Consider the following 20,618-nt stretch of genomic DNA (forward strand, 5'->3'; position numbering starts at 1 on the left):
AGGGGCGGCGGCGCGGATGGCCACATGCGCGAGGGGCGCGCCCGAACGTGGGCGCGCCCCTCGCGACTGCCGTGCGGGTCCGGTCAGTTGTGGCCGAACTTCTTCTTCCGCTTGTGGGACATCTCCTGGTTCATGCCGCTGCTCAGCGGCGTCCTGCGCTCCGGGTCCATGGTGGCCGTGGCCGACTCGTGCGGCGTGGACGCGTCGGGAGCGGTGCCGCGCGCGGGGGCGTTGTTCTCGCGGGAGCGGTTGGGGTTCTGGTTCTTGTTCTTGCCCATGATCGTTCCTCCAGTGGGGATCTCGGACGATGGGCCGTGAGGCGTTCCAGGACGTGGTGTCCGGACGCGATGATCAGACTGGCATGCCGGAACCAAACGCGCATTTCGGTCGTTCACAGGGCGTAACGAAGCGCGGGTTCGCGGCGGTCGCTGCCGGGCCTCTTGCGAATCCGCCACGCCGATGATCGAGTTCGGGCTCATATCCCCCACGCGGTCGGGCAGACTCAGGACAACCCGCTCCGGGGGGCGACCGGACGTAGAAAAGAGGGTGGAACGTGGACCGCTGCGTCGTCCTCGTGGACGCCGGCTATCTGCTCGGCGCCGCCGCGAGCCTGCTGGCCGGAGAGCCCTCCCGGTCCCGGATCACCGTGGACCACGCCGCCGTCGTCCGCGGCCTGCGCGAGCGCGCCGAACGCGAGACCGGCCGCCCGCTGCTGCGGATCTACTGGTTCGACGGCGCGCCCGACCGGGTGCCGCAGCCGGAGCACCGGCGCCTGCGCGTGATGCCCCGGGTCACCGTCCGGCTGGGCGCCCTGACCCGTACGGACGGCCGCTGGGCGCAGAAGGGCGTGGACGCCGCGATGCACGCCGAGCTGTCCGAGCTGGCCCGCAACCGCGCCTGCTCCGACGTCGTCCTGGTCACCGGCGACGGCGACCTGCTGCCCGGCATGATGTCCGCCAAGGAGCACGGCGTCGCCGTCCACCTGTGGGCCGTCCAGGCCGCCGACGGCGACTACAACCAGTCCGAGGACCTGGTCGCCGAGGCCGACGAACGCCGGGTGCTCGACCGCGAGTGGATCACCCGGGCGGTCCAGCCCCGCGACGCGGCCGGGCCCTGCGCGCCGCAGCCGCCGCGCCCGGAGATCGCCGCGATCCTGTCCGCCCCGCTGCCGGAGTCCGCGCTGCCCACCGCCGCGCCCAAGCCCGCCACCGGCGACGAGGCGGCGCCCGCCAAGAACGGGCACGCGCCCGCCCCGGCGGAAGGCGCCCCGGCCCGCTCGGGCGTGCCCACCCCGAAGGACCTCGCCGGACTCGTCGGCGGCCGGGGCCCGGCGGGCGGGCACCCCGCACATCCGGGCCCGCCCGCGCCGCCGCCCGCCGCCACCCTGCGCTGGTCCTCCGAACGCGGCTGGGTCGAGCGCCCGGCCGCGGAGGCGCCCGACCCAGGGCTGCCCACGCTGGCCCAGCTGACCACCGCGGAGCAGCGCTGGGCCGACCGCGAGGAGGACATCACCACGGTCAGCGGCGACCCCTTCGAGGTCGGCCAGGTCTTCGCCCGCCGCTGGATCGAGCGGCTCAGCGACGCCTCCGCGCTGCGCACGCTGACCGGCGAGTACCCCCGCGTCCCGCACCGCATCGACGGCGAGCTGCTGCGGTACGCGGCCCGCTTCGGCCTGCTCGCCCACAAGGACGACCAGATCGACGAACACGACCGTTACGCCATCCGGGCGGGCTTCTGGCGCGAGGTGGACGCCCGGTCGGTGGCCGAGCACGCTCCGAGCACCGCCGGCCCCTCGTCGGCGCCCGGCTCGTCCGGCTGAGTCCGCCGCACCCCCGCCGCCCGGCCCGGGAAACCGGGGCCGAGGCACGCGTTCCGGCCAACGGCGCGTACCCTCAGTGCTCGTGGTGAGTACGGGCACGCGACAGGCGGAGGGCGAGACGGCCGCCGGCACCGCCCGCGCGGCGGTGTGGACCGTGCGCGGGCTGGTCAAGACCTACCCCGGCAGGCGGGGCCGCGGCTCCGCGACGCCCGAGGTCCGTGCCAACGACCGCATCGACCTCGACGTGCGCCAAGGCGAGATCTTCGGCCTCCTCGGCCCCAACGGCGCCGGCAAGTCCACCCTGGTGCGGCAGCTGACCGGCCTGCTGCGCCCGGACGCCGGACGCGTCGAGCTGTACGGGCACGACCTGGTCGCCCACCCCGAGCGCGCCGCCCGGCTGATCGGCTACCTCGGCCAGGAGTCGACCGCGCTCGACGAGCTGACCGTCGCCCTGGCCGCCGAGACCACCGGACGCCTGCGCGGCCTGCCCGCCCGTGCCGCGCGCGCCGAGCGCGACGCGGTGCTCGACGAACTCGGCCTCACCGAGATCGCCGGACGTCCGCTCAAGAGGCTCTCCGGCGGGCAGCGCAGGCTGGCCTGCTTCGCCGCCGCGCTGGTGGGGGAGCGGCCGATGCTGGTGCTCGACGAGCCGACGACCGGCATGGACCCGGTGGCCCGGCGCGCCGTCTGGGCGGCCGTCGACCGCCGCCGCGCCGAGCGCGGCACCACCGTGCTGCTGGTCACCCACAACGTCATCGAGGCCGAGACCGTGCTCGACCGGGTCGCGGTGCTCGACCGGGGCCGGATCATCGCCTGCGACACGCCGTCCGGGCTGAAGGCCACCGTCTCCGACGAGGTCAGGCTGGACCTGGTCTGGCGCGACGAGGCCCCGCTCGACCTGCCCGGCATCCGCGAACTGAGCGCCGCCGCCGAGACCTCCGGGCGGCGCTGGACGCTGCGGCTGCCGCAGGAACGCGCCCGCGCGGTGGTCGCCTCGGTCACCTCGGGTCCCGCCTTCGCGGCACTCGACGACTTCACGCTCGCCACGCCGAGCCTGGAGGACGTCTACCTGGCACTCGGCGGACGCCAGAAAGGACTGGTCAAGGCGTGAGCGCACTGTCAGCGGCGACCAGCGCGGACGACCACGGGGCCACCCCGTCGGCCGAGCCGCCCCGGCCCGTGGAGGCGGCCCGCCCGCGCCCCGGCGGCCCGCCGCTCGCGCCGTCCGCCCGGCTGCTGCCGGCCCTCGCGGCGGTCTACCGCGCCCAGCTCTCCCGCGCCCGGGTGGCACGCATCCCGCTGCTGTTCGTGGCCACCTTCCAGTCCGTCGGCATCATGATCCTCATGCGCGGCGTGGTGGACGCCGGGTCACCGGCCGCGCGCGCCGTGGTGTCCGGCTCCAGCGTGCTGGTGGTGGCCTTCGTCGCGCTCAACCTGCTCGCCCAGTACTTCGGCCAGTTGCGCGCCTCCGGCGGCCTCGACCACTACGCGACGCTGCCCGTGCCGCCCGCCTCGGTGGTGCTCGGAGCGGCGGCCGCCTACGCGTCGTTCACCCTGCCGGGGACGCTGGTGACGGCCGTCTTCGGCTGCGTGCTGTTCGGGCTGCCGCTGACCAACCTGTGGGTGCTGCTCGCGGTCGTGCCGCTGGCGGGCGCCGCCCTGTCCGGGCTCGGCGCGGCCCTCGGGCTGCTCGCGCCCCGGCAGGAACTCGCCACGCTCTTCGGCCAGTTGGGCATGTCGGCGGCTCTGCTGCTGGGCGTGCTGCCGCCGAGCCATCTGGCCGGGCCGCTGGGCTGGGCCCGCGACGCGCTGCCGTCGACGTACGGCGTCGAGGCGTTCGCCCGCACCTTCGGCGGGGCCACGGACTGGGCGGCGGTGCTGGGCGACCTCGCGGTGTGCGGGGCCGTCGGCGTCGTCTCGCTGGCCGTGGCCACCTGGGCGTACCGCAGGGCCGCGTACCGGCGCTGAGCCGGACCGCCCGCGTCACGGGTGCGCCCGTACGGCCGTGGTCGCACCCGGGGACACCCCCACGGCCGCCCCTGCCGCCTCCCGCACAGAGGGACCTGGCACCATGTCCGGGTGACCGCACCGCTGACGCCGTCGTACGAGCCGCAGAACCCGCCCTCCCCGGAAGCCGGGCCCGTCAGGATCTGGCGGGAGCTGCTGCGCGGAGTACTCACCGCCGTCGCGGTCGGCGTGTGCGGGGTCGTGCTCGGGCTGCTGTGGCTGTGGCTGGCGCCGCGGGTGCCGGTCTTCTTCGACGGCAGCAACGTCTACCTCAAGGACTCCGAGGGCGAGCAGGCCGTGGGCGCGGACGGCTGGTTCACGCTGCTGGGCCTGGGCATGGGCGCGCTGACCGCGCTCGGCGTCTTCCTGTGGCGGCGCACCGGCGGCGTCGCCGTGGTGATCGGTCTGGCCGCGGGCGGTGTGCTGGGCTCGCTGCTGGCCTGGCGGATGGGCGTGACGTTCGGTCCGCCGAAGATCAGCCTCGCGCACGCCAGGGCGGTGGGCGTGAACCGGACGTTCTACGCGCCGCTGGAACTGCGGGCGAAGGGCGCGCTGCTGGCCTGGCCCGCCGCGTCGATGGCCGTCTTCCTGGCTTTGACCTCGGCGTTCGCCCCCAATGACCCGCAGCCGGTGCCGCGCTGGGAGGAGTGGGGCGCGCCGCAGGGCCCGCAGCCGCACGACCCCGGCGCCCCGGCGGACCACGGCCCGCAGGACACCGGCCCGCACAGTCCTCAGGGCCCCGGCACCCCGCAGGGTCCGGCCCGGCACTGACCGCCGGGGGCGCGTGCCGCCCTACGCGGGACGGCTCCCGTGGTTGGCGTGGTGGCGGTGCTTCTTCACGCGCCACTTGCGCTTACGCGTGCGTTTCGACATGGCGTCGTCGCCTCCTCCAGCCGGCGCCAGGCGTCCGCCGCGGCGCCTACTGCCAGGGTGCGCTCCGAAGACCCGGGCCGCCAGCCCCCGCCGCCGCGCGCCGGACCCGCCGCCGGCCCGGCGTCAGCCCCGGCCGACCGGGGCGACCACCGCGCCGGTGAGGCCGACGAGGTCGGCACCGGGCAGTTCGACCTCCAGGCCGCGCCGTCCGGCGGAGACGAAGACGGTCGGGTGGTCGAGCGCCGAGGCGTCGACCACGGTGGGCAGCCGCTTGCGCTGGCCCAGCGGGGAGATGCCGCCGCGTACGTAGCCGGTGGCGCGCTCGGCCGCGGCCGGGTCGGCCATCGCGGCGCGCTTGCCGCCGACCGCCGCCGCGAGCGCCTTGAGGTCCAGCGATCCGGCGACCGGTACCACGGCCACCGTCAGCGCGCCGTCCACCTCGGCCACCAGCGTCTTGAAGACGCGTTCCGCCCCGACGCCCAGCGCCTCGGCGGCCTCCTCGCCGTAGGAGGCCGCGGCCGGGTCGTGCTCGTAGGCGTGCGTGCTGAAGCCGATCCCGGCGGCGGCCAGGGCCACGGTCGCCGGGGTGCCCCCGGCTCCTGGACCGCCGCCCTCCTTGCGCTTCCTGGCCATCGCGCCTGCCTCCGCGGTCAGTTGTGGCTGGTCGGCTGCCGGGTCAGCTCGGTGGCCGGCAGCGACGGGAGCTTACCGATCACCGCGGTCTCCAGCCGCAGCAGCCTCAGCTCCTCGCGCAGCCTGGTCGCGGCGTCGGCGGCCTCCAGCAGCCGCTGCCTGACCGGCACTTCGACGACCGTGGCGGCGGCGACCAGGTAGGACAGGACCGCGGGGTCGTCGGGCAGTTCCTGCGCGGCGGACAGGGTCCGCTCGCGGGCCCCGGCCAACTGCTTCTGGTAGGTGCGGAACGCCCGCTCCACCTCCGCGCCGAGCGGCCCCGCGCCCGGCCCCGCGGTCTCCTCCAGGAACTCGACCTCGCCCACCAGGTACGGCCCCGTGGCGTCCACCGACAGCAGACGGAAGCGGGTGGCGCCGGTGGCCATCAGCTCGTAGCCGCCGTCCTCCTTCTCGCGCAGCGACGCGGTGTCGGCGACACAGCCCACCTCGTAGAACGCCCGGCCCGGGTCGGGGCCGAAGCCTGCCGCGGCGCCGCCATCAGGTATGCCGGGGCCGGTCGGCGCGACCTCCTGGCCGTCCCGGATCGCGACCACGCCGAAGCGCCGCGGGGCGTCCTCGGGCAGCGCGAGCAGGTCCCGGGCGAGGGCGCGGTACCGCTCCTCGAAGATGGTCAGCGGCAGCACGAGGCCCGGGAACAGCACCGAGCCGAGCGGGAAGAGCGGAAGGCGGCTGGTCACAGCACGCAAGCCTATGCGCAGGCCGCGCGCCTCATGACCGTTCCCGGGCAGAAAGCGACCGTCCGGTACGGCGCCCGCGCGGCTGACGGGCAGTCAGGTACGGGTGACGGGCGCGCGTCAGCCCCGGCGCAGCAGCCGTGACACGCCGGTCACCACGGTGGACGCCAGCACCCAGCCCAGCAGCGTCAGCACCGCCGCCACCCACTGCCCGGTGCCGGTCAGCCGCCACGCGTTGCTCTGGCCGAGGTCCACCACGGGCAGCAGCAGGTCCAGGGTGAACAGCAGCGGGTTCCAGTGCGGCCAGGCCTGCTCGTCCACCGGCGTCGGGATCGGGTGCGCCGCGAAGTACACCGTGCCCAGCGCCCACAGCACCGCCATCCACAGCGCCGCCCGCCCGGGCCGGTAGCCGTAGCCGACGGTGACGTCCTGCAACCAGCCCCAGACCGTCCCGGCCAGCGGCAGCGTCTCGCGGCGTCTGCGCTGCTTGGCCAGTAGCACCTCGCGGGCCTCGGAGTCCTCGCCGCCGGCCCGCAACGACTGCGCCAGCGTCTCGTACGGGCCGGGGCTGTACTCGGGCGTGGCGTCGGCGAGCCAGGCCAGGCGCGCCGCCAGCGGGAAGGGGCCGCGCGCCGACAGCGTCTCGTAGACGCACCCGGTCAGGTCGATGCCGCCCGCGCCCGGCCAGCTGTCCGGGGTGTCGGTGAGGGTGCCGATGCGCGCCCCGGCCAGCGAGACCCGGCCGGTCGGCGGCTCCTGGAGGGTCAGCCGCAGCTCCGGGGTCTGGACGCGGCGCAGCGACAGCTGCTGGTCCCCGGCCAGCAGGAAGCTCGCGCGGTCGGCGATGATCCCGTTGCCGAACCGCCCGTCGTCCAGCCGCAGCCCGCCCTCGCACACGAACCGCCGGGTGCGCACCCCGGCCGGAGGAGTGCCCCCGCCGGCCGGACCGCTGAGGTGGCCGGAGCTGAGGTAGAGGGTGTGCTCCACGGTGACCCGGGCGGCGTTGAGCGCGTAGCGGCCGTGCGGATTGCGCAACGTGCTGCCGCGCAGCGAGAGCCGTCCGCCTATGCGGGCGCTGCGCAGGCTGAACTCGCCGTCCGCGCACAGCAGTTCGGCCTCCACGTCCTGCGCGACGGTCAGCCCGTCGGCGGCGACGCAGTGGCCGCTGCGGCCCCGGCCGACGACCAGACCGCTGATCAGCAGGTCGGTGCCGACCTTCGCGTCGGTCAGCCGGATGCCGCCGGGCACCTCGCAGTGCGCCAGGCACAGGTCGCCGGAGGTGGCCACCCGGGCCGCCTCGACCCGGGGGACGGCGCAGCGGATCATCCGCAGGGTGGTGAACCGGCACTCCGGCAGCAGCACCTGGGCCTCGAAGCGGCAGTCGCGCAGCTCCACGTAGGGCAGGACCCTCCCGCCGGAGAGGTTCAGCTGCCCGGTGACGAGGGCGCCGGAGAGCTTGAGCGCGGCGACCCGGCCCGGCTCGGCGGGCGGCCCGTCCAGCAGCAGCCGGGCGATCACCTCGGCACGCACCGCCCGCGCCGGATCGGCCGCCGCGCCAGGACCACAACCCGCGGCCTGACCGCCCGTCCCGCCCGCCTCGCGCAGGTCGTGGCCGTCGCCGCGCCGGAACGCCGTCCACACGGCGGTCTCGGTGGGCGTGAGGTCCTCCGGTGTCGCGGCTCGCGCTGCCTGGGTCATGGCTGCGTCCCCTCCGCCAGCCGCCCCCTGGCCCGGCTCCCGGCGCTCCACGAGGATCTGGCGATCGCTTCATCAGCTGATCGTTCCGTACGGTGATCACATGGTCTGGGTGATCACCGGGATCGCACGCTAGACCGCGCGAGGAGTCCGCGCTGCCCCGGATGGCCGAAACCGGCCACCCCCGGACAGGCCGTACGGATCACACGCCGCGTCTCACCCAGTGGAGGCCGGCCCCGGTCGCGGCGCGGCATCTCTACACTTGAGACCGTGATCTCCCGAATCGACCTGCGCGGCGACGCCTTCGCGAGCAGCCTTCGCGACGGCGCGTTCGACCGTGACCTGCTGCCCCGTGCCGAACTCGACGTCGAGGCCGCCCTGGAGAAGGTGCGGCCGATCTGCGACGACGTGAAGCATCGCGGCACCGCGGCGCTGATCGAGTACGCGGAGAGGTTCGACGGCGTGCGGATCGACCGGGTCCGGGTGCCCGAGACGGCGCTGAAGGAGGCGCTGGACGGGCTGGATCCGGCCGTACGCGCAGCCCTGGAGGAGTCCGTCCGCCGGGCCCGGCTGGTCCACGGCGAGCAGCGCCGCACCGACCACACCACCCACGTCGTCCCCGGCGGCACGGTGACCGAGCGCTGGGTGCCGGTCGAGCGGGTCGGGCTGTACGTGCCCGGCGGCCGCGCGGTCTACCCGTCGTCCGTCGTGATGAACGTCGTGCCCGCGCAGGAGGCGGGCGTCGGCTCGCTGGCCGTCTCCTCCCCGCCGCAGGCCGAGCACGGCGGTCTGCCGCACCCCACGATCCTCGCCGCCTGCGCCCTGCTCGGCGTGGACGAGGTGTACGCGGCCGGTGGCGCGCAGGCGGTCGCGATGTTCGCGTACGGCACCGCCGAGTGCCGTCCCGTCCAGTTGGTCACCGGACCCGGCAACATCTGGGTGGCGGCGGCCAAGCGCCTGCTCAAGGGCCGCATCGGCATCGACGCCGAGGCCGGACCCACCGAGATCGCGATCCTCGCCGACGCCACCGCCGACCCCGCGCACGTCGCCGCCGACCTGATCAGCCAGGCCGAGCACGACACGCTGGCCGCCGCCGTCCTGGTCACCACCTCCGTCGAACTGGCCGAGCAGGTCGAGACCGAGCTTGCGCGGCAGACCGCCGCCACCAAGCACACCGAGCGGATCACCGAGGCGCTGTCCGGACGGCAGTCCGCGATCGTGCTGGTCGACACCCTCGACCAGGGCCTGACCGTGGTCGACGCCTACGCGGCGGAACACCTGGAGATCCAGACCGAGGACGCCGCCGCCGTCGCCGCCCGGGTGCGCAACGCCGGCGCCGTCTTCGTCGGCGCGTACGCGCCGGTCTCGCTCGGCGACTACTGCGCGGGCTCCAACCACGTGCTGCCCACCGGCGGCTGCGCCTGCCACTCCTCCGGCCTGTCCGTCCAGTCCTTCCTGCGCGGCATCCACGTCGTGGACTACACCCGCGACGCGCTCGCCGAGGTCGCCCACCACGTGGTCACGCTCGCCGAGGCCGAGGACCTGCCCGCACACGGTGCGGCCCTCAAGGCACGGTTCGGGTGGAAGGTGCCCACTTCGTGACCCGGATCGACGACCTGCCCATCCGGGACGAACTGCGCGGCCAGTCACCGTACGGCGCCCCGCAGCTCGACGTGCCGGTGCGGCTCAACACCAACGAGAACCCCTACCCGCTGCCCGAGGCACTGGTCCAGCGGATCGCCGAGCGCGTCACGGACGCCGCCCGGCAGCTCAACCGCTACCCGGACCGCGACGCGGTCGAGCTGCGCACCGCGCTCGCCGCCTACCTCACCCGCACCGCGGGCCACCCGGTCACCACCGCGCAGGTGTGGGCCGCCAACGGGTCCAACGAGGTCATCCAGCAGTTGCTGCAAGCCTTCGGCGGGCCCGGGCGCACCGCGATCGGCTTCGAGCCCTCGTACTCGATGCACGCCCTGATCTCGCGCGGCACCGGCACCGGCTGGATCGCGGGCCCGCGCCGCGAGGACTTCACCATCGACCTGGCGGCCGCCACCGACGCCATCGCGAAGCTGCGGCCCGAGGTGGTCTTCGTCTGCTCGCCCAACAACCCCACCGGCACCGCCGTCGACGCCGAAGCGGTCCTCGCGCTGTACGAGGCCGCGCAGGCCGCCCGGCCGTCCCTGGTCGTGGTGGACGAGGCGTACGGCGAGTTCTCGCACCGCCCCTCGCTGCTGCCGCTGATCGAGGGCCGCCCCAACCTGGTGGTCTCCCGCACCATGTCCAAGGCGTTCGGCGCCGCGGGCCTGCGCCTGGGCTACCTGGCCGCCGACCCGGCCGTGGTGGACGCCGTCCAGCTGGTGCGGCTGCCGTACCACCTGTCGGCGGTCACCCAGGCCACCGCGCTCGCCGCGCTGGAGCACACCGATACCCTGCTGGGGTACGTCGAGCAGCTCAAGGCCGAACGCGACCGCATCGTGGCCGAGCTGCGCGCGCTGGGCTGCGAGGTGACCGACTCGGACGCCAACTTCGTGCAGTTCGGCCGCTTCGAGGACGCGCACGCCGCCTGGCAGGGCCTGCTGGAGCGCGGTGTGCTGGTGCGGGACAACGGCGTACCGGGCCGCCTGCGGGTCACCGCGGGCACTCCGGCGGAGAACGACGCGTTCCTGGAAGCGGTGCGCGAACTCAAGAAGGGGCAGTGAGCACGATGAGCCGCGTCGGACGCGTGGAGCGCAGCACCAAGGAGACCTCGGTCGTCGTCGAGATCAACCTCGACGGCACCGGCATGGTCGACGTCTCGACCGGCGTCGGCTTCTACGACCACATGCTCGACCAGCTCGGCCGCCACGGTCTGTTCGACCTGACCGTCAAGACCGACGGCGACCTGCACATCGACAGCCACCACACCATCGAGGACACCGCCCTCGCGCTCGGCGCCGCCTTCCGGCAGGCGCTCGGCGACAAGCGCGGCATCGTCCGCTTCGGAGATGCCTCCGTCCCGCTGGACGAGTCGCTGGCCCAGGTGACCGTCGACCTGTCCGGCCGCCCCTACCTGGTGCACACCGAGCCCGAGGGCATGGCCCCGATGATCGGCTCCTACGACACCACCATGACCCGGCACATCCTGGAGTCCTTCGTGGCCCAGGCACAGATCGCCCTGCACGTCCACGTACCGTATGGACGCAACGCCCACCACATCGTCGAGTGCCAGTTCAAGGCGCTCGCCCGGGCGCTGCGGTACGCCTCGGAGATCGATCCGCGGCAGACCGGGATTCCTTCGACCAAGGGTGCGCTGTAAATGAGCAAGGGAGCCACGCTCTTCATCCTGCTGGGACTCTTCCTGGCCGGTGGCGTCTACTCCTTCTGGAAGCAGAAGATGTCCAAGAGCATGATCACACTGGTCGCCATCGGCTCCGTGATGTCACTGGCCGCCGGCCTCATGCGGCTGTAGCGCCACCCGGGACACCGAAGGGACCCCAGATGAGCAAGCGCGTGGTCGTCTTCGACTACGGCTTCGGCAACATCCGCTCCGCGCAGCGGGCCCTGGCCCGGGCCGGCGCGGACGTCGAGATCACCTCGGACTACGACACCGCCATGGCCGCGGACGGGCTGCTGGTGCCCGGGGTCGGCGCGTTCGCGGCCTGCATGACCGGGCTGCGGGCCGCGCGCGGCGACTGGATCATCGACCGCAGGCTGTCCGGCGGGCGCCCGGTGATGGGCATCTGCGTCGGCATGCAGATCCTCTTCGCCCGCGGCGTGGAACACGGCGTGGAGACGGAAGGCTGCGACGAGTGGCCCGGCACCGTCGAACCGCTGCGCGCCCCCGTCGTGCCGCACATGGGCTGGAACACCGTCCAGGCACCGGACGACTCGGTGCTGTTCGCCGGGACCGACCCCGAGGAGCACTACTACTTCGTGCACTCCTACGGGGTGCGCGAGTGGGAGCTGCGGGTCACCAGCGACAAGATCCGCGCCCCCCGCGTCACCTGGGCCACGCACGGCGAGCCGTTCGTCGCCGCCGTGGAGAACGGGCCGCTGTGGGCCACCCAGTTCCATCCCGAGAAGTCCGGCGACGCGGGCGCGCGGCTGCTGGCCAACTGGCTCGGCACGCTCTGAAGCCCGTCGCCCGCCCCGCCGGCCCGCCCGGCAGTCCCGCCTCCGGCTCCGGCCCGGCACCCCCGTCCGGCACCCCGTTCGACACCCCTAGGACATCCGCAGACATGACCCGCCTCGAACTCCTCCCCGCCGTCGACGTCCGGGACGGCCAGGCCGTACGGCTGGTGCACGGCGAATCCGGCTCCGAGACCTCCTACGGCGACCCGCTGAGCGCGGCGCTGGCCTGGCAGCGGGCGGGCGCCGAGTGGCTGCACCTGGTCGACCTGGACGCCGCCTTCGGCACCGGCGACAACCGCGAGCGCATCGCCGAGGTCGCCCGCACGATGGACATCAAGGTCGAGCTGTCCGGCGGCATCCGCGACGACGACAGCCTCGCGGCGGCGCTGGCCACCGGCTGCACCCGGGTGAACCTCGGCACCGCCGCCCTGGAGGCCCCCGAGTGGGTCGCCAAGGTCATCGCCACCCACGGCGACAAGATCGCGGTGGGCCTCGACGTGCGCGGCACCACGCTGCGCGGCCGCGGCTGGACCCGTGACGGCGGCGACCTCTACGAGACGCTGGCCCGCCTGGACTCCGAGGGCTGCGCCCGCTACGTGGTCACCGACATCGCCAAGGACGGCACGCTGGCCGGGCCCAACCTGGAACTGCTGCGCGACGTCTGCGCCGCCACCGACAAGCCGGTCGTCGCGTCCGGCGGCGTCTCGTCCCTGGACGACCTGCGGGCCATCGCCGGTCTCGTGCCGCAGGGTGTGGAGGGCGCCATCGTGGGCAAAGCCCTCTACGCCAGGGCGTTCACCCTCGAAGAGGCGTTGGAGGCAGTGTCCCGATGACCGACACCCCCGCAGTGCGGCGCGTGCAGAGCGACAGTCCGTGGGAGGAACGGATCGGCTTCGCCCGCGCCGTCGAGATCGGCGACCGGGTCCTGGTGGCCGGCACGATGCCGCTCACCGACGGGGTGCTCCAGGGCGAGGGCGACCCGTACCTCCAGACCAAGATCGCCTTCGGCAACGCGCTGGAGTCGCTGAGGCAGTTCGGCCTGGACGCCGGCCATGTCGTCAGGACCCGCATGTACCTCACCCACGCCCGGGACGTGGAGGACGTCGGCCGCGCCCACAAGGAGCTGTTCGACACCGTCCGGCCGGTCGCGACCCTGGTCGTGGTCTCCGGCTTCGTCGACTCCCGGGTGCTGGTCGAGGTGGAGATCGAAGCCTTCCGAGGAGACACCCCGTGAGCCTGGCCGTCCGGGTCATCCCCTGCCTCGACGTGGCCGGCGGCCGCGTCGTCAAGGGCGTCAACTTCAAGAACCTGCGGGACGCCGGCGACCCCGTCGAGATGGCCAGGGTCTACGACGCCGAGGGCGCCGACGAGCTGACCTTCCTGGACATCACCGCCTCCTCCGCCGACCGCGAGACCACCTACGACGTGGTCCGGCGCACCGCCGAGCAGGTCTTCATCCCGCTCACCGTGGGCGGCGGGGTGCGCACCGCGGAGGACGTCGACCGGCTGCTGCGGGCGGGCGCCGACAAGGTGGGCGTCAACACCGCGGCCATCGCCCGGCCCGAGCTGATCCGGGAGATCGCCGAACGGTTCGGCAGCCAGGTGCTGGTGCTGTCGGTGGACGCCCGGCGCACCGAGGCCGGCACGCCCTCCGGCTACGAGGTCACCACGCACGGCGGGCGGCGCGGCACCGGGATCGACGCGGTCGAGTGGGCGCACCGCGCCGCCGAGCTGGGTGCCGGGGAGATCCTGCTCAACTCGATGGACGCGGACGGCACCAAGGACGGCTACGACGTCGAGATGATCGCGGCGGTGCGCAAGCACGTCACCGTGCCCGTCATCGCCAGCGGCGGCGCCGGCGCCCTGGCGCACTTCCCGCCCGCGATCGACGCGGGCGCCGACGCGGTGCTCGCGGCCTCCGTCTTCCACTTCGGGGACCTGCGGATCGGCGAGGTCAAGCGCACCCTGCGGGAGGCGGGCCACCCGGTGCGGTGACCCGGCCCTTCCGTGGGCCGTGCCGCGTTGGCCGTGCCACTCAGATGCCGAGCTGCTTGGCGGTCTCCAGCTTGCCGATGGCCTCCTGCTCGCCGTCCAGCTCGACCCGGGCGGCGCTCAGACGGCCGAAGGCGAACAGCGTCAGCTCCGCGGGCTCGCCGGTCGCCGTCACCACCGGCGTGCCCCGGTGGGCGACCGCGGTCTGCCCGTCGGGCCGCCGCAGCACCAGGCCGACCGGGGCCTTGCGCCCCAGCACCCGGGCCGCCTTCTCCAGCCGCTTCCACAGCAGGTCGGAGAAGACCGGGTCGATCTCGCGGGCCGTCCAGTCGGGCTGGGCGCGGCGGACGTCCTCGGTGTGCACGAAGAACTCGACGCTGTTGGCCGCCTCGTCGATCTGCTTGAGCGCGAACGGCGACAGCTTCGGCGGGCCGGTGCGGATGAGCCGGATCAGCTCCTCGTAGGGGCGCTCCGCGAACTCCTGCCGGATCCGCTCCAGCCGGGCCGCCAGCTGCGGGATGACGAGCCCGGCCGCGGCGTCGCCGCGCCGTTCGCGTACCACCACGTGGGCGGCGAGGTCGCGTGCCGTCCACCCCTCGCAGAGCGTCGGGGCGCCGGGACCGACGCTCTCCAGCAGATCGGCGAGGAGCAGGCGTTCACGGCGCGCATGAGTCGACATGGCACGAGCCTACGACGGCGCCGCCGCGGGCGGCCACGGCGGCGCGGCGGCTCACGGCAGCGGCGCGGTCAGCTGCTTGCCGTCCCTGCCGTGGCTCTTCGTCAGCGAGCAGGACACCATGTCCTGGTCACCCATCTGATACGTCGCCAGGTCCGGGAAGAGCACGTAGGTGTAGTAGTCGTCGCCGTCCTCGGGTATGGACTCCATGCGCCGGCCGATGTCCGATTTGCACACGGCGAACGCCTTGTCCCGCAGGTCGGTCTCGCTGGCGACGACCCCCGTCAGCTTCTCCTCGGAGACCACCTCCGCGTAGTGCGGCGTGTCGCAGGAGCGCCTGGTGATCACGGTGACCTTGCTGTCGAGCCCGGGCGAGTCGAAGCAGTCGCCCGCCGAGAGCTTCACGTGCGGGACGACCGGCCGCGAGGACGCGGGCGCCGGGCCGGTGTCGCCGGAGGACGAGCCGCCCGGGTCTGCGCCCGCACCGTCCGCGGGCCCGGCGGCCGACGGGCTCGTCACCGGGGCGGGCGAGTCCCCGGCGCTCGCCTGATCGCCGCCGGAGCCGCTGCCCAGCCAGGCGAGGGCGCCGCCGACGATCGCCAGCACCACGACCGCGCCGACCACCGCCCCGGCGATCTTCGGGCCCCTGCCACCGCCCGGCGGGGGCGGGGGCGGGGGCGGGGGCGGGGGCGGCGGGGGGTAGCCGCCATATCCGTATCCGCCCGGCCCGTAGCCACCGGGCACGCCGCCACCGGGGCCGCCCGGCGGGTATCCGCCCGGCCCGTAGCCACCCGGCGGGCCTGCGTAACCGCCCGGCGGGGGCGGCTGCTGACCATGGCCACCCGGGTCGCCTGGCGGGGGCGGGCCGAAGCCCTGCGGCGGGCCGAAGCCGCCGGGAGAGGGCGGCGGCGCGTCGTTCGGCGGAGGGAAACTCATGTGCGAAGCATGCCGTACGCCACTGACGACGGGGCACCCGGGACGGTCCAACTCCGGCCACCGCACGGCGCTTTCCCGTACCGCCCCGGAACCGGTCACAATGGGGGCATGTCAGCAGCCACTCCGCTCGACCCGGCCGTCGCCGCCCGCCTCAAGCGCGACCGCGACGGCCTGGTGCCCGCCATCGCCCAGCAGTACGACACCGGGGAGGTGCTGATGCTCGGCTGGATGGACGACGAGGCACTGCACCGCACGCTGACCACCGGCCGCTGCACGTACTGGAGCCGCAGCCGCCAGGAGTACTGGGTCAAGGGCGACACCTCAGGGCACGCGCAGTACGTCAAGTCCGTGGCGCTGGACTGCGACGGGGACACCCTGCTGGTCAAGGTGGACCAGGTGGGCGCCGCCTGCCACACCGGCGACCGCACCTGCTTCGACGCCGCGCCGCTGCCGCTGGGCTGAGCCGCGCGGAGCCGGACGGCCCGCGCCGCCGTGTGAGCCGGACGGCGCGGGCGCCGGGACGCACTACGCTGCCTCGCATGACGACGGGCACTGTCACCCCTGATCTTGAGACGTTTCGGGCGCTGGCGCGCGACCGCCGGGTCATCCCGGTCACCCGGCGGCTGCTCGCCGACGGCGACACCCCGGTCGGGCTGTACCGCAAGCTGGCGGGGGAGCGGCCCGGTACCTTCCTGCTGGAGTCCGCCGAGCACGGCCGCTCCTGGTCGCGCTACTCCTTCGTCGGGGTGCGCAGCGACGCCACCTTGACCGAACGCGAGGGCCGGGCGCACTGGCTGGGCACCCCGCCGGTGGGCGTGCCCGTCGACGGTGACCCGCTGGCCGCGCTGCGGGCCACCGTCGAGGCCCTGCACACCCCGCGCGACCTGCACTCCGACGGCACGCTGCCGCCGTTCACCGGCGGCATGGTCGGCTACCTCGGCTACGACGTGGTACGCCGTCTGGAGAAGCACGTCGGCGACCACGCCAAGGACGACCTGGGCCTGCCCGAGCTGACGATGCTGCTCACCTCCGACCTCGCGGTGCTCGACCACTGGGACGGCACGGTGCTGCTGATCGCCAACGCGATCAACCACAACGACCTGTCGACCGGCGTCGACGAGGCCTACGCGGACGCGGTGGCCCGGCTGGACATCATGACCGCCGACCTGGCCCGCCCGGTGCCCGCCTCGGCCTGCGAACTGCCCCCCTCGAGGCTGCCGGAGTACACCGCGCTGTGGGGCGGGGAGGCCTACCAGCAGGCCGTCGAGGACATCAAGGAGCGCATCCGGGCGGGCGAGGCGTTCCAGGTGGTGCCCTCGCAGCGGTTCGAGACGCCCTGCCCGGCGAGCGCGCTCGACGTCTACCGGGTGCTGCGCGCGACCAACCCCAGCCCGTACATGTACCTGCTGTGCTTCGACGGCTTCGAGGTGGTCGGATCGTCGCCCGAGGCGCTGGTGAAGGTCGAGGACGGGCACGCCATGGTGCACCCGATCGCCGGGACCCGGCCGCGCGGGGCCACCCCGCAGGAGGACACCGCGCTCGCCGACGAACTGCTCGCCGACCCCAAGGAGCGCGCCGAGCACCTGATGCTGGTCGACCTCGGCCGCAACGACCTGGGCCGGGTGTGCGAGCCGGGCAGCGTGGAGGTCGTCGACTTCATGTCCGTCGAGCGCTACAGCCACGTCATGCACATCGTCTCCACCGTCACCGGCAAGGTGGCCGAGGGGCGCACCGCGTTCGACGTGCTCACCGCCTGCTTCCCGGCGGGGACGCTGTCGGGCGCGCCCAAGCCGCGCGCGTTGCAGATCATCGACGAGTTGGAGCCGACCCGGCGCGGGCTGTACGGAGGCTGCGTGGGCTACCTGGACTTCGCCGGCGACTCCGACACCGCGATCGCCATCAGGACCGCCCTGCTGCGCGACGGCACCGCCTACGTCCAGGCGGGCGCGGGCGTGGTCGCCGACTCCGACCCGGTCGCGGAGGACACCGAGTGCCGCAACAAGGCCGCCGCGGTGCTGCGCGCGGTGGCCACGGCGGCGGGTCTGTGACCGGCCGTGGGTGAACGCCCCGCGCCGGGAACGCGGCCGTGCCGCTCCCCGGGGGTCGGGAGCGGCACGGCGCGGCGCCCGGGCCCGGGCGGGCCCTGGACCTTCGGTCAGCCCTTGAAGGCGGTCAGGCCGTTGGGGGTGCCCAGGCCGGTCGGGCCGTCGTAGCCGGTCTTGGCGGTGCACAGATAGCTGCCGCCGCACGAACCGTTGGAGCCGGAGGTCACGTCGTTGAGCGACGAGGTGTGGCTGTACGGGAACGACGCCGGGGTCGAGCCGGAGGACGGGGTGCCCGCGTCCGCGTAGACCGAGGCGATGATCGGCGAGGAGGCGCTGGTGCCGCCGAAGACCTCCCAGCCCGGGTCGCCGCCGTAGGTGTCGTACACCGCGACACCGGTCGCCGGGTCGGCGACCGCGGAGACGTCCGCGATGGTCCGCTTGGAGCAGCCGGTGTCCTTCTGCCAGGACGGCTTGGCGTCGTACGCCGAGCAGCCGGAGCCGGTGCCCTCGCCGGGGGAGGTGTTCCACACCGACTCGCTCCAGCCGCGGGTGTTGGACGCCTTGCTCAGCGCCGTGCCGCCGACCGAGGTGACGTAGCGGGACGCGGCCGGGTACTCCGCGCCGTAGCCGCCGTCGCCCGCGCTCGCGGTGACCGCGACGCCCGGGTGGTCGAAGTAGCTGCTGTCGTAGGAGGTGTCGGAGGACGACTCGCCGCCGCCGTAGGAGTTGGAGACGTACTTCGCGCCCAGCTTGACGGCCTCGTTCACCGCCGCGCCGAGGTTGGCCATCGACGCCGACTTCGCCTCGACGAGGATGATGTGGGCGTTCGGCGCGACCGCGGAGACCATGTCGACGTCGAGCGACTCCTCCTCCGCCCAGCCCGCGTCCGCGCTCGGCACCGAACCGCCGGTCTGGCCCACCTTCTTGAAGCAGCCGCTGGCGCTGGTGCAGGCGGGCAGCCCGAACTGCGAGCGGTAGGCCGCCATGTCCTTCTCGGCGTTGGGGTTGTCGTACGCGTCGACGATGGCGACGGTCTGGCCGGAGCCGCCGTTCGACGGGAGGTTGTAGGCGCTGCGCAGGTCGGAGGGGCCGTAGCCGGAGGGCGCGGAGGCGAACGGGGAGACGCCGGAGGCGTGGGCGGCCACCGCGCCGCCGGTCACCTTCAGCGCGTCGCACGCCGCCCAGCCGGCCTGACGCGGCACGGCACAGGAGCGGACGGTGGACACGCCGTGCGTGGTTCTGGCGGCGTTGGCGGGCTGGGCGCCGGCCTGCGGAGCGGCGGCGAGGCCGGCGAGCGCGAGGCCCGCCACGGCGGTCAGGGAGAGCGTGGAGCGACGGAGCGTCTTGGGCACGGAACTGCGCAACGTACTTCCTCCTGTGGCTGATCAGACCGGGAGTACATGGGGTTGACGGCCCAAGGCCGGGTCAGGGGTGGCCCGGGGCCGCTGTGCGCTGTGGTGCGGACGTGCGGAGGTGCAGAGTGCGGACGGGCGGATGGCGCTGTGCGGTCGCGGTGCGTGTGAAGCGACGTGGTGTCGCCGTGCGTGTCTCGCGGTGCGTGTCCAGCGGTGCGCTTTCGCGGTGCGTGTCCAGCCGTGCGTGGCGCTGTGCGGGTCCGCCTCCGCGGGGCCGGTGCGGGTCCGGGCAGGCCCGGGGCCGGGTCCGATATGCGGAAGTGGATCGCCGGAGAACGTATTATGACGAGCACACGTCAACAAGGCGCCGTTGGGATTCCTTGCGCGCGCTTTACCAGTGCATGACATTCCGTTGGGGTTCGGCCGCCCCCGGCTGCCGGGTCCGCGCGGGCAGGGGCGATAGTGGAAGGCGTGAGTCCCGCCGCCGTACCCCCGCCCCGCCCGTCCGCCGTCGCGCAGCCGTCCGCGGGCGGCGCGCCCGCCGAGACCGCCAAGCCGTCCCCGGGCGGCGCGCCCGCCGGGACCGGCTCCGTGTCCGACGCCGCGCCGCCTCGCCGCGTCCCCGGACGCCGCAGCCTCGCCGTCGCGCTGCTCTGCGGCGCCGCCGGGGCCTCGGTCGTCCTGATCGCGGTGGGCAAGACGTGGGCCACCGGGTCGACCCTGGCCGCCGGGAGCCGGATCGCCATCCACGCCTCGGGCAAGGACGTCACCGGCCTGCCGGACGCCCTCGCGCTGGTGGCCCTCGCCGCGCTGGTCGCGGTCTTCGCGGTCCGCGGCGCCGGACGCGTCGTGGTCTCCGCGCTCCTCACGCTCTGCGGCGCGGGCGCGGTGGCGGCTTGCGCCGCGGGCGTGACGGCCACCGGCGCGCTCGACGCCGCGGCCACCCGGGCCTCCGGCCTGAGCGACAGCACCGTGCGCAACGCCGCGCACACCGGCTGGCCGTGGGTCGCGGCCCTGGGCGGACTGCTGCTGCTGGCCGCCGGGGTACTGGCGCTGGCGCGCGGCGCGTCCTGGCCCGCCATGGGGAGCCGATACGAACGCGCCGGAGGCCCGCGTACCGGTCGCCCGGGACGCGCCGCGCCCGACCCGGAGAACCCCGGCGAGATCTGGAAGGCGCTGGACCGCGGCGAGGACCCGACCGCGGACTGACGCGGACCGGCCGAGAGCCGACCCGGGCCCGGCGGCGGCCCGCCGCGTACCGGCACGGGAGTCCGGCGCGACACCCGCCCGCGCGGTGCCACCCCCGCGCACGGCGGAGCCCACCCGCAGGGGACAATGGGGGCGAGCGCGCGGAGCACGGCGCCGGAGCACACATCGAGGAGCATTGATGGCGGGCAACAGCCACGATCACGGACACACCCTGGCCGCTTGGACCGGCGTGACCATCGCCTTCATCGGTTTCTGCGTCTCGGCCGTCTTCACGGTCGCCGCCAAGCCGGTCGGTTTCTGGGCGGGTCTCGTCGTCGTCGTCCTCGGCGGCGTCGTCGGCCTGATCATGCGCGGCATGGGCCTGGGCGCCACTCCGAAGGCGCAGAAGGCCGGGCACTGACCCTTCCGGCCGACGCCGCTTCCCGCGCGGTCGCCGCCCTCCCCGTGCCGTCCGGCCCGGCGCGGGGGAGAATCGGCCCCGTGCCGTCGACCGAGAAGCAGCGTCCGCCGCTCGCGCGGGCGGGGACCACGCCG

Annotated in this window: 23 protein-coding genes; 16 read left to right on the forward strand and 7 right to left on the reverse strand. The window is 74.5% G+C overall.

Annotated elements, in window-relative coordinates; translation table 11 throughout:
* Window positions 1-83: 83 nt before the first annotated feature.
* Window positions 84-278 (reverse strand): hypothetical protein, encoded by a 195-nt coding sequence (locus tag CK485_RS15060; protein WP_109450766.1) that lies wholly within the window; start codon window positions 276-278, stop codon window positions 84-86.
* A 275-nt stretch (window positions 279-553) separates the two neighbouring features.
* Here CK485_RS15060 and CK485_RS15065 point away from each other — a divergent pair, with 275 nt between their 5' ends.
* From CK485_RS15065 to CK485_RS15080, 4 genes are all read left to right on the forward strand, one after another.
* Window positions 554-1,819, forward strand: coding sequence for an NYN domain-containing protein (locus CK485_RS15065; protein ID WP_109450768.1), 1,266 nt, complete (start codon window positions 554-556; stop codon window positions 1,817-1,819).
* A gap of 85 nt (window positions 1,820-1,904) precedes the next feature.
* Window positions 1,905-2,930 carry an ABC transporter ATP-binding protein gene (locus CK485_RS15070; RefSeq protein WP_109453034.1) on the forward strand — a complete coding sequence of 342 codons (1,026 nt, stop codon included), beginning with the start codon at window positions 1,905-1,907 and terminating at the stop codon, window positions 2,928-2,930.
* Between the two features lie 68 nt (window positions 2,931-2,998).
* Window positions 2,999-3,787, forward strand: coding sequence for an ABC transporter permease (locus CK485_RS15075; RefSeq protein WP_241968461.1), 789 nt, complete (start codon window positions 2,999-3,001; stop codon window positions 3,785-3,787).
* A gap of 111 nt (window positions 3,788-3,898) precedes the next feature.
* Entirely contained in the window at window positions 3,899-4,597 is a 699-nt protein-coding gene (locus tag CK485_RS15080) for a DUF2567 domain-containing protein (RefSeq protein WP_199239353.1), read from the forward strand.
* Between the two features lie 225 nt (window positions 4,598-4,822).
* Here CK485_RS15080 and ybaK read toward each other — a convergent pair whose 3' ends face one another.
* From ybaK to CK485_RS15095, 3 genes are all read right to left on the reverse strand, one after another.
* Entirely contained in the window at window positions 4,823-5,332 is a 510-nt protein-coding gene (gene ybaK, locus CK485_RS15085) for a Cys-tRNA(Pro) deacylase (protein ID WP_109450770.1), read from the reverse strand.
* A 17-nt stretch (window positions 5,333-5,349) separates the two neighbouring features.
* Window positions 5,350-6,069: an LON peptidase substrate-binding domain-containing protein gene (locus CK485_RS15090; RefSeq protein WP_109450772.1), complete on the reverse strand. Its 720-nt coding sequence runs from the start codon at window positions 6,067-6,069 to the stop codon at window positions 5,350-5,352.
* 117 nt (window positions 6,070-6,186) lie between these two features.
* On the reverse strand, window positions 6,187-7,764 hold the full coding sequence (locus CK485_RS15095; protein WP_109450774.1) for an oxidoreductase: 1,578 nt from the start codon (window positions 7,762-7,764) through the stop codon (window positions 6,187-6,189).
* 267 nt (window positions 7,765-8,031) lie between these two features.
* Here CK485_RS15095 and hisD point away from each other — a divergent pair, with 267 nt between their 5' ends.
* From hisD to hisF, 8 genes are all read left to right on the forward strand, one after another.
* Window positions 8,032-9,363, forward strand: a complete 1,332-nt coding sequence (hisD, locus tag CK485_RS15100) for a histidinol dehydrogenase (protein ID WP_109450776.1) — start codon at window positions 8,032-8,034, stop codon at window positions 9,361-9,363.
* Window positions 9,360-10,460, forward strand: coding sequence for a histidinol-phosphate transaminase (locus CK485_RS15105; protein ID WP_109450778.1), 1,101 nt, complete (start codon window positions 9,360-9,362; stop codon window positions 10,458-10,460). Before hisD ends, CK485_RS15105 begins: the two co-directional genes overlap by 4 nt.
* Window positions 10,461-10,465: 5 nt before the next feature.
* Window positions 10,466-11,056 (forward strand): imidazoleglycerol-phosphate dehydratase HisB, encoded by a 591-nt coding sequence (gene hisB, locus CK485_RS15110; protein WP_109453036.1) that lies wholly within the window; start codon window positions 10,466-10,468, stop codon window positions 11,054-11,056.
* Complete coding sequence (locus tag CK485_RS29070) at window positions 11,057-11,209, forward strand: hypothetical protein (RefSeq protein WP_199239354.1); 153 nt, start codon at window positions 11,057-11,059, stop codon at window positions 11,207-11,209.
* Between the two features lie 29 nt (window positions 11,210-11,238).
* Window positions 11,239-11,874: an imidazole glycerol phosphate synthase subunit HisH gene (gene hisH / locus CK485_RS15115; RefSeq protein WP_109450780.1), complete on the forward strand. Its 636-nt coding sequence runs from the start codon at window positions 11,239-11,241 to the stop codon at window positions 11,872-11,874.
* A gap of 104 nt (window positions 11,875-11,978) precedes the next feature.
* Window positions 11,979-12,704, forward strand: a complete 726-nt coding sequence (gene priA, locus CK485_RS15120) for a bifunctional 1-(5-phosphoribosyl)-5-((5-phosphoribosylamino)methylideneamino)imidazole-4-carboxamide isomerase/phosphoribosylanthranilate isomerase PriA (RefSeq protein WP_109450782.1) — start codon at window positions 11,979-11,981, stop codon at window positions 12,702-12,704.
* On the forward strand, window positions 12,701-13,105 hold the full coding sequence (locus CK485_RS15125; RefSeq protein ID WP_109450784.1) for a RidA family protein: 405 nt from the start codon (window positions 12,701-12,703) through the stop codon (window positions 13,103-13,105). Before priA ends, CK485_RS15125 begins: the two co-directional genes overlap by 4 nt.
* Entirely contained in the window at window positions 13,102-13,866 is a 765-nt protein-coding gene (hisF, locus tag CK485_RS15130) for an imidazole glycerol phosphate synthase subunit HisF (RefSeq protein ID WP_109450786.1), read from the forward strand. Before CK485_RS15125 ends, hisF begins: the two co-directional genes overlap by 4 nt.
* Window positions 13,867-13,906: 40 nt before the next feature.
* Here the strand turns inward: hisF and CK485_RS15135 are convergent, their stop codons facing one another.
* The gene (locus CK485_RS15135; RefSeq protein ID WP_109450788.1) at window positions 13,907-14,542 is read right to left on the reverse strand and encodes a TIGR03085 family metal-binding protein; all 636 of its coding nucleotides are present in this window, start codon (window positions 14,540-14,542) and stop codon (window positions 13,907-13,909) included.
* A gap of 51 nt (window positions 14,543-14,593) precedes the next feature.
* Window positions 14,594-15,475 (reverse strand): hypothetical protein, encoded by an 882-nt coding sequence (locus tag CK485_RS28785; RefSeq protein WP_158288216.1) that lies wholly within the window; start codon window positions 15,473-15,475, stop codon window positions 14,594-14,596.
* A gap of 108 nt (window positions 15,476-15,583) precedes the next feature.
* Here CK485_RS28785 and hisI point away from each other — a divergent pair, with 108 nt between their 5' ends.
* The gene (hisI, locus tag CK485_RS15145; protein WP_109450792.1) at window positions 15,584-15,937 is read left to right on the forward strand and encodes a phosphoribosyl-AMP cyclohydrolase; all 354 of its coding nucleotides are present in this window, start codon (window positions 15,584-15,586) and stop codon (window positions 15,935-15,937) included.
* Between the two features lie 77 nt (window positions 15,938-16,014).
* Window positions 16,015-17,523: an anthranilate synthase component I gene (locus CK485_RS15150; RefSeq protein WP_109450794.1), complete on the forward strand. Its 1,509-nt coding sequence runs from the start codon at window positions 16,015-16,017 to the stop codon at window positions 17,521-17,523.
* Window positions 17,524-17,630: 107 nt separating this feature from the next.
* On the opposite strand, the gene CK485_RS15155 is transcribed toward CK485_RS15150, so the two are convergent.
* On the reverse strand, window positions 17,631-18,872 hold the full coding sequence (locus CK485_RS15155) for a S53 family peptidase (protein WP_241968356.1): 1,242 nt from the start codon (window positions 18,870-18,872) through the stop codon (window positions 17,631-17,633).
* A gap of 594 nt (window positions 18,873-19,466) precedes the next feature.
* Here CK485_RS15155 and CK485_RS15160 point away from each other — a divergent pair.
* Entirely contained in the window at window positions 19,467-20,084 is a 618-nt protein-coding gene (locus CK485_RS15160; RefSeq protein ID WP_241968462.1) for a TIGR02234 family membrane protein, read from the forward strand.
* A gap of 178 nt (window positions 20,085-20,262) precedes the next feature.
* Entirely contained in the window at window positions 20,263-20,484 is a 222-nt protein-coding gene (locus tag CK485_RS15165; protein ID WP_109450798.1) for an HGxxPAAW family protein, read from the forward strand.
* Window positions 20,485-20,618: the final 134 nt, after the last annotated feature.

Origin of the sequence: Streptomyces sp. ICBB 8177, from assembly GCF_003144095.1 — a bacterium.
Lineage (GTDB): Bacteria > Actinomycetota > Actinomycetes > Streptomycetales > Streptomycetaceae > Streptantibioticus_D.